11 protein-coding genes are annotated in these 13,023 nt (G+C 38.3%); 4 read left to right on the top strand and 7 right to left on the bottom strand.

Translation table 11 applies throughout. The features are described from left to right. Positions 1-960 precede the first annotated feature (960 nt). The gene (gene mer / locus J2756_RS11285) at positions 961-1,926 is read left to right on the top strand and encodes a 5,10-methylenetetrahydromethanopterin reductase (RefSeq protein ID WP_209585560.1); all 966 of its coding nucleotides are present in this window, start codon (positions 961-963) and stop codon (positions 1,924-1,926) included. 72 nt (positions 1,927-1,998) lie between these two features. On the opposite strand, the gene J2756_RS11280 is transcribed toward mer, so the two are convergent. Then, positions 1,999-2,907 carry an SPL family radical SAM protein gene (locus J2756_RS11280; protein ID WP_209585559.1) on the bottom strand — a complete coding sequence of 303 codons (909 nt, stop codon included), beginning with the start codon at positions 2,905-2,907 and terminating at the stop codon, positions 1,999-2,001. A gap of 229 nt (positions 2,908-3,136) precedes the next feature. Here J2756_RS11280 and J2756_RS11275 point away from each other — a divergent pair, with 229 nt between their 5' ends. Then, the gene (locus J2756_RS11275) at positions 3,137-4,213 is read left to right on the top strand and encodes an archaeosine biosynthesis radical SAM protein RaSEA (protein WP_209585558.1); all 1,077 of its coding nucleotides are present in this window, start codon (positions 3,137-3,139) and stop codon (positions 4,211-4,213) included. Between the two features lie 173 nt (positions 4,214-4,386). Here the strand turns inward: J2756_RS11275 and J2756_RS11270 are convergent, their stop codons facing one another. Beyond that, positions 4,387-6,063 carry a sensor histidine kinase gene (locus tag J2756_RS11270; RefSeq protein ID WP_209585557.1) on the bottom strand — a complete coding sequence of 559 codons (1,677 nt, stop codon included), beginning with the start codon at positions 6,061-6,063 and terminating at the stop codon, positions 4,387-4,389. Between the two features lie 233 nt (positions 6,064-6,296). On the opposite strand from J2756_RS11270, the gene J2756_RS11265 reads away from it, so the two are divergent. Together J2756_RS11265 and J2756_RS11260 are read left to right on the top strand one after the other, a co-directional pair. Next, positions 6,297-7,526, top strand: coding sequence for a threonine/serine exporter family protein (locus J2756_RS11265; protein ID WP_245316057.1), 1,230 nt, complete (start codon positions 6,297-6,299; stop codon positions 7,524-7,526). Between the two features lie 311 nt (positions 7,527-7,837). After that, a complete protein-coding gene (locus tag J2756_RS11260) occupies positions 7,838-9,136 on the top strand; it encodes a cytidyltransferase (RefSeq protein ID WP_209585555.1) in 1,299 nt (432 codons plus the stop codon). A 357-nt stretch (positions 9,137-9,493) separates the two neighbouring features. Here J2756_RS11260 and J2756_RS11255 read toward each other — a convergent pair whose 3' ends face one another. From J2756_RS11255 to J2756_RS11235, 5 genes are all read right to left on the bottom strand, one after another. Then, positions 9,494-9,709 carry a hypothetical protein gene (locus J2756_RS11255; protein WP_209585554.1) on the bottom strand — a complete coding sequence of 72 codons (216 nt, stop codon included), beginning with the start codon at positions 9,707-9,709 and terminating at the stop codon, positions 9,494-9,496. 92 nt (positions 9,710-9,801) lie between these two features. Continuing rightward, on the bottom strand, positions 9,802-10,620 hold the full coding sequence (locus J2756_RS11250) for an NAD(P)-dependent oxidoreductase (RefSeq protein ID WP_209585553.1): 819 nt from the start codon (positions 10,618-10,620) through the stop codon (positions 9,802-9,804). 117 nt (positions 10,621-10,737) lie between these two features. After that, positions 10,738-11,346, bottom strand: a complete 609-nt coding sequence (locus tag J2756_RS11245) for a cytochrome c biogenesis CcdA family protein (RefSeq protein ID WP_209585552.1) — start codon at positions 11,344-11,346, stop codon at positions 10,738-10,740. A 33-nt stretch (positions 11,347-11,379) separates the two neighbouring features. Beyond that, entirely contained in the window at positions 11,380-11,802 is a 423-nt protein-coding gene (locus J2756_RS11240; RefSeq protein ID WP_209585551.1) for a thioredoxin fold domain-containing protein, read from the bottom strand. 161 nt (positions 11,803-11,963) lie between these two features. After that, the gene (locus tag J2756_RS11235) at positions 11,964-12,824 is read right to left on the bottom strand and encodes a damage-control phosphatase ARMT1 family protein (RefSeq protein WP_209585550.1); all 861 of its coding nucleotides are present in this window, start codon (positions 12,822-12,824) and stop codon (positions 11,964-11,966) included. Positions 12,825-13,023 lie beyond the last annotated feature (199 nt).

The raw sequence follows: 13,023 nt of genomic DNA, 5'->3' as shown, positions 1-13,023 counted from the left end.
CCTCCGCCAGGATCAAACGGATTTACACGTTTAAAATCAGACGGATGGTCTTAAAAAACACACTATGGAAGTATTTATAATATATATTTGGAATTTAATTTAAGCGGGTACTTAATATTTTTTTACACAATTTTTTCGATGAAAGTAATATATTAAAATGTCATGAACCAAAATGCTCTGACAATCAAATATCACCACAAAAAAATCTACCACATCACATAATATCACATATAAAATGGATATAGTAAATAGTCCAACATCAAACAAGAACAATTTTGCTATTCGCAAAGGGTTCAAGTCCTCATACATTTCGCTACAACTGGAAAAACAGCCTTCATAGAGTGATATTCTCACACTCCAGCCAACGCCTTAAATCGTAGCACATACAATACCCCCAACCCTTAGAAACACAAACAAAACAGAAAAAATTGCAAAAAACAGGGGATTGGTTTAAAATTGAAGTGTGGTTTACAAGCTAACTTCTCTCATATTATTTAGTTTATGGATCCCAGGACCTGCACATGAAAAGTACAAAATTTTGCATTGTAATATAATATGGGAATCTAAAGAGCAAACCCTGACCAGCAGTGCTTCTGAAATTTTTTTGGAACCCTAAGTTTTTGGGAACCTTGCAAGATCCATATATATATATGGTTACAGTGACGATCATGCTGAAATACATAAATCCCTGAAATACATAAATTCTCCCTTGGTATTTTTTTAGTTAGATTTTTTAATTAGATCTGAACTTAAAAATAGGAATAATGTTAAAATAGTTCCTATGATCTTAAACCTCAAAATAAGCCTAAAATGATTTAAATAGGATGGAATAGGCCCCTATAATTTAATTGTATGAGGGGATTCCCCTAGCCCCATGAGACTAGTATTTAAATCTTTCGTTTAGGATTAAATGGCAAAATATTTTTATACTCCAGATAAATCTAGAGATGGTGATAAATCATGAAGTTTGGTATCGAATTTGTTCCAAATGAACCTATAGACAAGATTGTAAAGCTTGTCAAACTCGCAGAAGACGTAGGATTTGAATACGCATGGATTACAGACCACTACAACAACAAGAACGTATATGAAACCCTTGCATTAATTGCAGCAGGAACCGAAACCATAAAAATGGGTCCTGGTGTAACCAACCCCTACGTAAGAAGCCCAGCAATAACAGCATCTGCTATTGCAACCCTCGACGAATTATCAAACGGAAGGGCAACACTCGGTATTGGACCTGGTGACAAAGCAACCTTCGATGCATTAGGAATCGAATGGACAAAACCTGTCAGCACAATCAAAACCGCAATCGCAACCATGAGCACACTCCTAGCTGGAGAAAAAACAGAAAGCGGTGCAAGCCTTATGGGTGCAAAAGCAGTTCAGGAAAAAGTCCCAATTTACATGGGAGCTCAGGGCCCAATGATGCTCAAAACCGCCGGAGGATTCTCAGACGGTGCATTAATTAACGCATCAAACCCAAAAGACTTTGAAGCAGCTGTTCCACTGATAAAAGAAGGAGCAGAAGCAGAAGGTAAATCCTTATCAGACGTTGACGTTGCAGCATACACATGCTGTTCCATAGCAGAAGACGCTGGTAAAGCATTAAACGCAGCAAAAATAGTTGTTGCATTCATTGCAGCAGGATCACCACCACCAGTATTCGCAAGGCACGGACTACCAACAGACACCGGTGCAAAATTCGGAGCATTCCTAGGTAAAGGTGACTTCGGAGGAGCAATCGGAGCTGTTACAGACGACCTTATGGACGCATTCTCAGTTGTTGGAACTCCAAAAGAGTTCGTTCCAAAAATCGAAGCTCTCGGCAACATGGGCGTTACCCAGTACGTCGCAGGTTCCCCAATAGGACCCGACAAAGAAACATCCATAAAATTACTCGGAGAAGTTATAGCAAGCTTCTAAGCTTACTTAACTCCTTTTTTTTATTTTAAAATAATAAAAACTCATTTTTCAGTGCATTGAATTTATATTAGATCATGATATCCTTGTTTTTATGCCATATTTAGCCGAAACCTTCTCTGCTCTTTTCGATAGATCCCTCTGATATGTACTTGTGGGGTAGGAAGAATTTCTAAAGAGTTTCTGATACTTGGTTATGAGTTCTGGAAAGTTTTTCTCAAGAAATTTATAGTAAAGGGTTCTGCAGTCCTCTGGTCCATCACCAAAGAGTGTTAAACCAGCAAACATAATATAATCAGCACCATATTCCTTGGCAGTTTTTGCCATGGATTCCAATGATTCATCTGAATCTGATAAGAAGGGGAGAACAGGCATGTTGATAACACCCACCTTGAAACCTGCCTCACTGCATTTTTTCATGGTTTCAAGTCGCTCCTGAGGGGTTGGAGCTCCAGGTTCAAGTAAACCTGCCAGTTCCGGGTCGAGGGTTGAAAATGAGAAGGATATGAACACCCCATGTTCTAGGTAAGCCATATCATCTGGGAGAACTGCAGTTTCATCTACAGCCTTCAGAAGATCCAGATCCCTCAGTACCAGTTTTGATTTGGTGCATACATGAACAGGAAATTTGAAACGTTTGATCAATCCTAAAATTTCCATTGTAACCTTAAGATCCTCCTCTACATCAGGATAGGCTTCAGCTGCAGATCCAAGGACTATGAATCCACGTTCACCCCTCCGAAGCCTGTTTTTAAGCTGACGTTTAAGGATTGGAACTGCATCTGCTTTCAAGGCCACATCGGTGGTCAGAGTATTTCCATCTTCATCAGTGTAACTACCGCCATACTTGCTTCCACGGGTGTAGCAGTATATGCAGCCCATGGAACAGCCAGCATATGGATTAAGTGTGTAGTTGTCTAGAAACCAGCTGTCACGTTTTTTGTGTTTATTGAGGACGGATTTAACCTTGACTTCATGCACCACTTTCAGACCTCATTCATTAGATCACACTCATAGTCTTTAATATCATCAGGACCCTAAAAACTTCAAAAAATTTCAAGTACTTTAATTTATAATCACCATAAATTATACTGTTATAGAATGAACTGATGATCATGATAAAACCATTAGATGAAACATGAAAAAAGGTTAACCTTAAGGAATAATTTTTAGTACAACGGTGATTGGTTTAAAATAAGGGAAAAGGTTTAAAATGGAAATACAAAAGTTAATGCATGAAATCAGAGAAAATGCCATTGAAAAGATGGAAAAAAGGTCTCCAGAAGACCTGGCTGCAAGCTGGTCTGGTGAAGATCTGCTTTACTCAGGAATTGGAAACGCTATTTTTATAGTTCTTCCTACTTCAGGCTGTGCATGGGCACTTTCAGGATCTGGAGGCTGCACCATGTGCAGTTACGTTGCAGATTCACCCCTTGTAGATGTTGGGGCAGATGAACTTGTTGACATCTTCAAAAAACGTATGGCCCGGCATGAAATAAGGGAGAACACAACTGTGAAGATCTTCGTATCTGGAAGCTTCCTGAACGAGGATGAAGTTCCTAAAAAGGCTCGAGACACTATTTTAGGAATTTTAAGGGATGAAGAAAATGTTGAAGAGGTTGTTGTTGAATCAAGACCAGAATACGTAACGGAAGAAGTGCTCCGTGACTGCAGTGAAGCCCTGGGAAACAAGTTATTTGAGATTGGGATGGGACTTGAAACCTCAAACAACCACACAAGGAAGTACAAAATAAACAAGGGATTCACATGTGAAGACTTTGAATCTGCAGTTGAAACCATCAAGAAGATGCAGTCAGATTACAATGTTCATGCCAAAGCCTACCTCTTTGTAAAACCAATACTCACATCTGAAAAAGAAGCTATAAAAGAAGCTGTTGAATCTGCACGTTACGCTGAACGGGTCGGTGCAAGCAGAGTTTCATTTTGTCCTGCAACCATCCATAAGGGCACTTTAATGGAGTTACTCTGGAAGCAGGGTTCCTACCAGCCCCCATGGATATGGAGTGTTGTGGAAATTCTGAAGGAAGTGAGAAGTTCCGTTAAAATCCCAGTTATAATGGACACTGCAGCATTCGGAACACGAAGAGGTCCTTACAACTGTAAGAAGTGTAATTCTCGCCTTAAAAGCTTGATAATTCAGTCAAACCTTCATCAAGATGTTCCTAAGGAACTGGAAGAATTTGACTGTGAATGTAAGGTGAAGTGGACTGCAGATGTGGAGTTTTCAGACCTCACACATTCAACAACTAACCTTAGTAGGATGAAGTAGTGATCATCTCTTCATTTTATTCAAATTTCATTTTTTTGGATCCAGTGAGTTTTATTATTTTCTAAGGATTATTTTCTAAAAAAACAGTTCTTAAAACTTTTTTTTGATACCTCTAATTCGTTTCATTTTTAAACATTTTAGTTTACTCGTCCTTAGTTGTACTCTCAATTTAATTAAAGTTTGTTATAGTCCATTTCAGGGAATCGAATATTGATTTTAAGTCCATTCTTATTATCAACGGTTATATTTCCATTAATTTGTCCAACAAGGCTCTTTATTAGGATTAAACCTAAACTATTTTCATTTACACCATTTTTTTCAGGGACACCAACACCATCATCTTCAACGCTTAACAGTAAGTTCGTATCATCTTCTTTTTTGAATGTTACCTTTAAGGTACCTTTTCTTCCCTCAGGAAATGCATATTTGAGAGCGTTAGATATGAGTTCGTTCAGTATGAGCCCTAGAGGTACAGCCGTGTCCAAATCCAGCCATATATCTTCAAAATCTGTTTCAAGATTTATTCTGTTAGGATCCATTGTATAAGCATTGAATATGGTTTTGCTCAATTTGTCCATGTATAATCCAAATTTTATACGTTTAAATTCCCCCATTGAACTGTAAATCATTTCATGGATCATTGCCATTGATTTTGCCCTGTTTTGGCTTTCAATGAACATTTCACGGTCATCTTTATCTTTTATGTACCTGGACTGCATGCTCAAAAGGCTGGATATAACGGTTAAATTGTTTTTAACACGATGATGTATTTCCTTCATGAGAAGCTTATTCTCTTCAAGTGCTTTTTTAGAACGTTCCTCTGCAGTTTTAATCTGGGTTATGTTGTTCAGAGAAATTAGATAACCTAAAAGTGATTCATTACCATGGTAAAGAGGTTTAACATTCACATCCACCCAGCATGGTTTGGAGCTCTTCAGCAGTGTTTCATAGTGCATAGAAAGGCCATCATGGGGTTCTTTAAAATCTTGGAAGGAGATCATAACAGATTTTGCAGTTTCACCCAGTACTTCCCCTTCCAAACCTAAAAGTTGTTTTGCTGCAGGATTAACCTCCACTACTCTATTTTGAGCATCTAAAACAACAACCCCTCCATCAATACTTTTGAACAGTGCTGTGTGTGCAACCGGCATTACATTCAAAAATTCGAATCTTAAAAGGCTCCATGCAGATACAAATCCTGTTACAAGAAATGCAAATGGTGTTGGATCCATTCCAGGGTCAGGGTAGATATCTGCAAGATAAACAGCATTTAATAACATTGGAACCAGTGCTCCCACCAGCAGTAACCCTGCCTGATATCTATAGAGACCCGGCGAGTTTATCACAGTCTGGGATAACAGGATCATTCCCACTACCATAAGGAGGTAGGAATATATCACGTTGATCCAAGCACCAATACCATGATCGTAAACAAAGACTGTTCCAGATCCAGTGTGTACTGGAACTACATGGGGCCATATCAAACCATGCCACTGGTTCGTGAACACCAATACCAATACAAATGCTGGTACAACCCATAAAAGCAGCCATCTGGATTTTGTGAACCAAGCATCGTTCTGGGTATAAGTTGCAGCAAAAAGTAACCATAGTGGTGCTATACTAACAACACCGATGTAACTTAGCTGGGACCAGAATATGCTTGATGATATTTTTGAGGATAAAACAACAAGTATGGCTGAAAATGACCAGAATGCAACTCCAAGAAGTGCAAGTGATATGTACGTTGCACCTGGAACCTTTTTCCGTTTCCACGTGTAAAAGGTGAGAAAAATTGCAATCAAAGAGGATATTGCAAGAACCATTGCATATGGTATGTAGTTGTAGTTCATTATCATGACCCCTTAAAATTTATAATATTAATCTCTCTTTACTCAAGTTGATCCTAGTTAACTTTTTATTCATAAATATTCTCTTTTTTTATTAACCAATATTTCATTAGTCAATATTCAAGTTGAAATGAAGTTCTAATGACCTAATGCCCCTTGAACTTATTTCAAAACATAAAAAACAAAATGTTTCAAGGATAAGAAACAACTAAAGATTAATGTTGAAGGATGAGTTAATGAAAGGAACTGAAGTACCATCAGGTCTTCTTGAATTTTTAACAAAATTAGGGAAAGCTCTGGCCTCTGCAGGCATATCAGTTGTGGATGTAACTGCCATATTGAAGAGAATTGCCTCCGCATACCGTGTGGAATCTGAGATATTGGTTTTCCCCACCATGATCCTTATAAAGATTGGTGAGCATGAATCTGCGCCCATCACTGCAGCTAACCCAAAACCTGGACTCATACCATTAAATCAGGTCTCTGAATTGTATGAACTGATCTACAAGGCAGAGAATGCTGAACTAGATCCCAAAGAGGGAGTTAAACGTATAAAGGAAATACTGTCTGAAAAACATCTTTTTGGACCACTTGGAATAATTGTGGGCTACATCCTGTTTTCAGTGGGTATTGGATTACTCATGCAACCTTCACCAGAACAGCTCTTAGCTTCAGGAATTTTAGGTGGGCTGGTCGGTACTTTAATCCTTTTTGGAGAAAATAAATCTCAATTTTCACTTATACTCCCTGTAACGGCTGCGTTACTCGTTTCTTGCCTGTTCTTCTGGGGAGTTAAAGAAGGGTTAATAGTTGGATCCTTCGTTATGCTCATTCCATCCCTTGCATACTTCCTGCCGGGTGCAACCCTCACAACAGGTATGTTCGAACTTGCATCCGGTGAGATTGTTTCAGGTGCAAGCAGGGTTATCTACGGTGCTGCAATCCTTTTACTCCTCCTTTTCGGCGTTATCCTCGGACTTCAGATAATGGGTCTGCCCAGCCAGGAACTCGTTGTCCTAAAATCTGCAACACTTGGTTGGTGGGCTCCTTACCTTGGAATTTTAATATTTGCAGTTGGAATGTACCTTTTCATGTCCATACGCAGCAAAGATTTACCATGGGTTATTCTAATTCTTTACATAGCTTTTATTGGACAGCAAATCGGTAATTATTTGATAGGAGGTTTTTTTGGAGGTTTCGTGGGGTCCCTGCTTATGGCAGTCAGCGGTACGATCATAGAACAGGGTGAACATAAAACACCCAGCTTCGTTTCAATTTTACCTGCATTCTGGGTTTTAGTTCCTGGTTCTCTGGGTTTTATCAGCCTTGCAACCCTTGCAGGTCAAAACTTGTCTGCATCAGTTACAAGTGGTCTGCTCATGATCCTGACCATAGTTTCAATATCCCTTGGTCTCCTTGTGGGTGCAGTTGTTACAGAGCCATTGAAAAATAGGAGAATAATCTGATGGAACATTGTTCTCCTTTTAGATAATTAGGACCATCTCATTTCAGATAGTTTTGAATTTATCCTGCCCCATTTAATTTAACTTACATTTAAATAAGAATTTTTTTTAAAATAGTTTAAAAAATAATGAAACTTATTAAATAGGCCTGCATACAACCTTAATTAGTGAATGTTTCATTAAATATTTTAAATTTAAAGGATTATAAATGGATTTAATAACTATTGAAGAAATAAACTCCCATTAATTAATTGATAAACAGTTATATGATATTTAAGTAAATTTTGAAGAATTGTTACAAGGAATTGTGTAAAATGATAGGAATCAGTGCTGATTTTGACCCTGTTCATAAGGGACACGTTAAATTGATACAGAAAGGCCGCCGACTTGCGGATAAGAAGGGTGAAGAACTTGTTATTTATCTCAACAAGGGTTACAGTGCTAATCATGCCCCTTTTTTTGCATCCTACGAAGCTCGAAGCCGAATGGCGCTTGAAGCAGGTGCAGACAGGATCGTACCCATAGAAGGGCTGCACCACCGCCTTACAATGGCTTACACCGTACCCATAAGGATAGCCATGATGATAGAGGATGGTGTGGTGGATTATGTTGATGCTGCAAACGTATCCCCAAAATCCATACAAGGCTACGCAGCTAAATTCGCCAAAAAGGGAATATTCAGTGGTATACCCCGAAATTTGCCCAACAGGAATGTTATACGCTGGTTTGCTGTTAACGAGTTTCTCTACAAGAAGTACCATAAGAAGTTGAAGTTCCACATCATACCCGAGGAAAGCGTTGGGGGTGAAAAAATATCTGGAAGGGTTATAAGGCGTGAAATAATTGAAAACAACATGAAAATACCTGAAAGTGCTGCTAAGTTCCTTCCAGACTCAACCATCCATATACTCGAGGAGGAAATAAGAAAGGGAAATATTCCTGGAGAAAGAAACATGAAGGTGGTCACAAAGAGGTTCAACACATATTCCCGGCCTAAACTCAACAACATTGCCCATATGAGTGCTGATGCTGTTAATGCAGTTGTTAAAGGGAGGAGTTACAAGTACGAAGACCAGATCTGGGCTTCACTGCGTATGGCTGGCTACGGTCCTGTTCTCACCAGACTTGCAATAAGTGCTGTTGAGGAGGATGTGACCCGAAGGGAAGTTTACGACCTAATAAAGAGGTACCAGAAGGATGGGATCATACCTCCGGATCAGACAGTTGAAAAGGTGATTGAAAGGGCATGGTACGTATCATCCAAGGCCAGGAAAGGAGTTCCATCTTCAGAGGCGCACAAGATGTTCAGAAAAGGTGATAGAATAGGTGAAAAACCGCCTTATTCCTTTGATGGCGGGATGCACCTTCGAAGCTTTGAATTAGAATCCCTTGAGAATGGTATGGAAGCTTCCATCTACGTTGACAACAGGGACAGACTATGCTCTGAGATCCGTGCCGAGGATCGTAAGATAAAAAGTCCTCTGAAACTGCCTGCACTCTTTGCAACGTACCTCAGACTGCTTGTTGATTCACAGTTCATACCCCTAACTTCAAAGTTAATTGAAAAAGAAGAAGGATGGAGGATCAGAATATTCGTTGGTGATGGACACTGATTTTGGTGTTTTTTTGATGTTTTTTGGCTAAGCGAAAGCCATGTGTACCTGTGGAGATTTGGAGACGTGCATCAATTAACACTCCCTATTGTAATCTCTCATAACCTTTTTTTCATCATTCCCAATCAAAAAAAAATCCTGAAAAACCCGGCCTCTTTTAACGGAGTAATATTGAATATTAAATAAAAAAGAACTGTTATTGATATTTTTATCTAATTTTAAATCTAATTTTAAAAATAAAACCTTTAGAATTAACTGTATTCACATAGTGCAGTTAAAATAGATTGTAAGGATAGGAGTTAGAATAGATTAAGGATATAAGTTAGAATAAGAATAATTCAGAGCAAACGGATGGGTTTAGTCGTCTGATTCATCTGATCCATGTTCTTCCCTGTGTTCAACTGCAGGACAGTCCCATTCCTTGCAGAAGGTCAGTATGAATTCACCATCATCAGTATCAACATAGAACCTCCAGCAGCCACGATCCCTGCTTTTAAGTCTGATGTCAACTATTTTACGACCTATGAGTTTCATCAAAGATTCTCTGCACTCTTTAATATGCTCATTCCTCATAAGATGCACCTGTTAACTGGATTATCAATAATATCAGTTGTTCTTTTATTTGTTCTCCATTTACTATAAATTTAATGAACCATCACACTGAACTATTTAAGTTCCTGAAAAATATCCCTGTAATCTTCAGGTTTTTCAGTTAAATCAATCTTCTTTGAAATCATTTTAAAGAAAGCAGAGGTTGCATGAGTCATTACAGGTTCTGTGTATTCTCTCAAAAACTGCAGCACCTCCTCCATCTCATCAGATTTTCTTTGGGCATGGTAGGTGCTGTTTATGATCCTTGAAACTGCAGCATCCTTAAAACCCGGGCACTCAGTTTTCTGAAGGTACTTCATTAACTCTTCATCCACCCCCATCTTATGGGCCGTTGAAAATGCCTCAAAAATGAGGGCTGAAACTCCCTTGGTGTATATACTCCTCAACATTTTCAGAGCTGATGCCTGACCTGTATCTGTGCCCACAACATCTATATTCATACCGTAATGGTTGAGTTCTGCAAATTCACCCGCACACGGCCCTGATGCAGCTATTGGGACATTCAAACCGTTTTTGATGATGGATCCCATTAAGGATGCATCAACAACTCTCCCCTTTTTTATAAAACCCAGTGCCTGCTTCACAGTTTCAGGGGACACGTTGTTCATGTCCACATAGATTCCCCTGCAGTGGTTTGAAACTTCCTCTGCAACTTCAACAGCCCTTGAAGGTACCACTGCAGATATGGTTATGTCTGAAATCTCTGCAACTTCCATGTTTGTACTGCAAAGATTAACACCGATCTTCTCTGCATTTTCCCGTGTTCTGGAGCTTCTGCCTTCAACACAGGTGTAAACATCAACTCCATGATCCACAAGACCCCTGGATAGACTTGATGCAACCTCTCCGAATCCTAAAAAACCTATTTTCATTGATTTTCCCTTCCTACAAATTATCTGGATGAATTTAAATTGTTATGAATCTGTGATGAGAGTTAAGTGCCATCCCATATCCAATCATGTACTCTAGTTCATGATATTGAAGGAATATCAGATAAGACCAATTAACATGTATGTTCCTGCAATAATAATTAAAATACCTGAAACTGTTCTTATTCCATTAGAATATCTGATTATTTTCTCAAAGTTTATCTTAGAAGCTGTAAATGCCACTAAAAACAGTGTTAATGAGAATCCTCCTGCAAAAAGGACCATGTTAATGGTGCTGAAGAGCATGTTTCCTGTTGATGCACTGTAGGCTGCCACTGCCACTATGTACGGACCATAGCATGGTGACCATGCAAGGCATGTTAATAAACCCATGAAAAATGGTTCTGAACGTTTAGTTTTATTTTTGGGTGTGTGAGAGAATCTTAAAATATTTTTATTAACTAAAAAGAACATTCCAACGCCAATTATAAGTAAGGATGCAACTATCCTGAAGTAAATAAGGTAATGATTTATTGCAGCTGTGAATAGAACTGTTAAGAGAGTTATAACTGTAAAAATCGTGAAAAATCCTGCTACGAATGATGCTGTTTGGGATAATTCTTTTTTAACAATTGAATGACCCACCACTATTGGTATCAATGGTAAAACACAGGGAGAAAGTACGGATGCTACTCCTGCAGAAAATGAAACCACAAAACCTACATTCATAATATTTTACTCCTAGAACAATTTTTTTAAAACTTAAAGTATGTTTAAAAGTTCATCTGAAGTTATATATCCACTGTATCGTTTTAATTCCTGCCCATCTGAATTTAAGATGACCACTGTGGGAAGTCCGTATATCTTGTACTTGGAGGCAAGTTCTGGGTTGTTGTCTGTGTTAACCTTAACTGCAACGTAGTTCTGACTTAGTTTCTGCTGAACCCTGGCATCTGGAAAGGTTTTTTCATCAAGCTCCTTGCAGTAGGGACACCAGTCCGCATAGAAATCTATGAAAACCAGTTTATCCGTATTTTTGGCTTCTTCTAGGGATGAGTTAAGATCAGTACTCCATTTCAAAGATTCAGTACTTGTATTTGTTGTTTCTCCTTTAAAAGTTGAAAATCCGTATAATACAGCTGTTAAAACTACGAGTCCAATTAATGCAATGAACAACTTCTTCATGGATCATAAATCATCACAATAAAATAAGTAAATTACTGATTTGAGGATTTAACTCTTTACTGATTTTAAAATATTTACTGATTCTAAAATATGTGATATGAGGTTAAGGTTTTCAAAAAATGAATAAATGAGTAAATAAGTGAATAAATAAATGGAGATATTCAGAGCCTTAAAAGCACGTTATCTCCCACAGCAACACCTATACTGCGTGCAACAGGTTCACATTTAGCATTCAAGAGGGAGAAAACTGGTTTATCCCCAAGATCCATTTCTGTAAGGCCTTCGTAGTTTCCAAGGCCCTTGGCTATCACCATGTCAGAGGCCTGAAGGAGTTCCTTGAATTCCTCTGAAACATCACCGTAGATAACTCCAATGGAATCTGTACCTGTTGATGCAAGTTCTGCAACTTCGTCCAAACCAATGCTCAGGGCATCTGGAATACATGCATCGTTTAAGATTGGTTTCTCCTTCAGTGCAACTGTGACCTTAACATCGTACTCTTTAAGCTTCTTTATGAGTAACTTGTCAAACACTATTTCTCCAACATTGTCTGCAAGGTATAAAACTGTACTTGAGTTTTTAAGTGCCTCTTCAAGTTCCCCTGAATCATCCACTGCAAAATCCTTCCTCATGGTTTCAGTTATGAGTGATTCCATATCTGAGTTCAGGCCCAGGGCTCCAAAATCTATGACGTTACCTGCGATTGCAGCTTTCAGATAACTTTCAAGACCATCGTTTTCCTTAACTATCCTCTCAACTTCCGGGAGGAATTTAAGGGCAATTTCATTGCATATCACCCGTTCACGGCTGTAAGGATCCCTGTTTCCAGTTTCATGTTTTATTGTTCTGTGCATATCAGTTCCAAGAACGTTTGAAACTGCTCCTTCATGGAAATTTTCCGACAGCATAGTTAGTATTTTCTCTGTAACCTTCATTTTTAAGTCTTCATCATCCGTTGCAAGATCCAGGGCCTCTCTGGCCTGTCTGAGGAAGCATGGTGCGCATTCGTAGTGAACTTTCATTTTAAACCTCTAAAAATTTTAACATCAAATTATCATTTTAAAAAGGGATATCCTTTAAAAATATCTTTTTTTAATATTATTTTTTTTACTTATTGAAGCTGTTACAACCTATTTTTTACATATTATTTTATAATGTTTGAATTGATTTGATTATCCTGAATTCAATTAATTTAATGATTTAATTATTTTAATAAAGTTA

Origin of the sequence: Methanobacterium aggregans (assembly GCF_017874455.1) — an archaeon.
Taxonomy (GTDB): Archaea; Methanobacteriota; Methanobacteria; order Methanobacteriales; family Methanobacteriaceae; genus Methanobacterium_C; species Methanobacterium_C aggregans.
Note: the sequence above shows the minus strand (reverse complement) of the source record. Positions and strands in the feature narration are given on the sequence as shown.

Coding starts and splice junctions, on each gene's coding strand:
- mer (WP_209585560.1), top strand. CDS start 961: ATGAAGTTTGGTATCGAATTTGTTCCAAATGAACCTATAGACAAGATT.
- J2756_RS11275 (WP_209585558.1), top strand. CDS start 3,137: ATGGAAATACAAAAGTTAATGCATGAAATCAGAGAAAATGCCATTGAA.
- J2756_RS11270 (WP_209585557.1), bottom strand. CDS start 6,063: ATGAACTACAACTACATACCATATGCAATGGTTCTTGCAATATCCTCT.
- J2756_RS11265 (WP_245316057.1), top strand. CDS start 6,297: ATGAAAGGAACTGAAGTACCATCAGGTCTTCTTGAATTTTTAACAAAA.
- J2756_RS11260 (WP_209585555.1), top strand. CDS start 7,838: ATGATAGGAATCAGTGCTGATTTTGACCCTGTTCATAAGGGACACGTT.
- J2756_RS11255 (WP_209585554.1), bottom strand. CDS start 9,709: ATGAGGAATGAGCATATTAAAGAGTGCAGAGAATCTTTGATGAAACTC.
- J2756_RS11250 (WP_209585553.1), bottom strand. CDS start 10,620: ATGAAAATAGGTTTTTTAGGATTCGGAGAGGTTGCATCAAGTCTATCC.
- J2756_RS11245 (WP_209585552.1), bottom strand. CDS start 11,346: ATGAATGTAGGTTTTGTGGTTTCATTTTCTGCAGGAGTAGCATCCGTA.
- J2756_RS11240 (WP_209585551.1), bottom strand. CDS start 11,802: ATGAAGAAGTTGTTCATTGCATTAATTGGACTCGTAGTTTTAACAGCT.
- J2756_RS11235 (WP_209585550.1), bottom strand. CDS start 12,824: ATGAAAGTTCACTACGAATGCGCACCATGCTTCCTCAGACAGGCCAGA.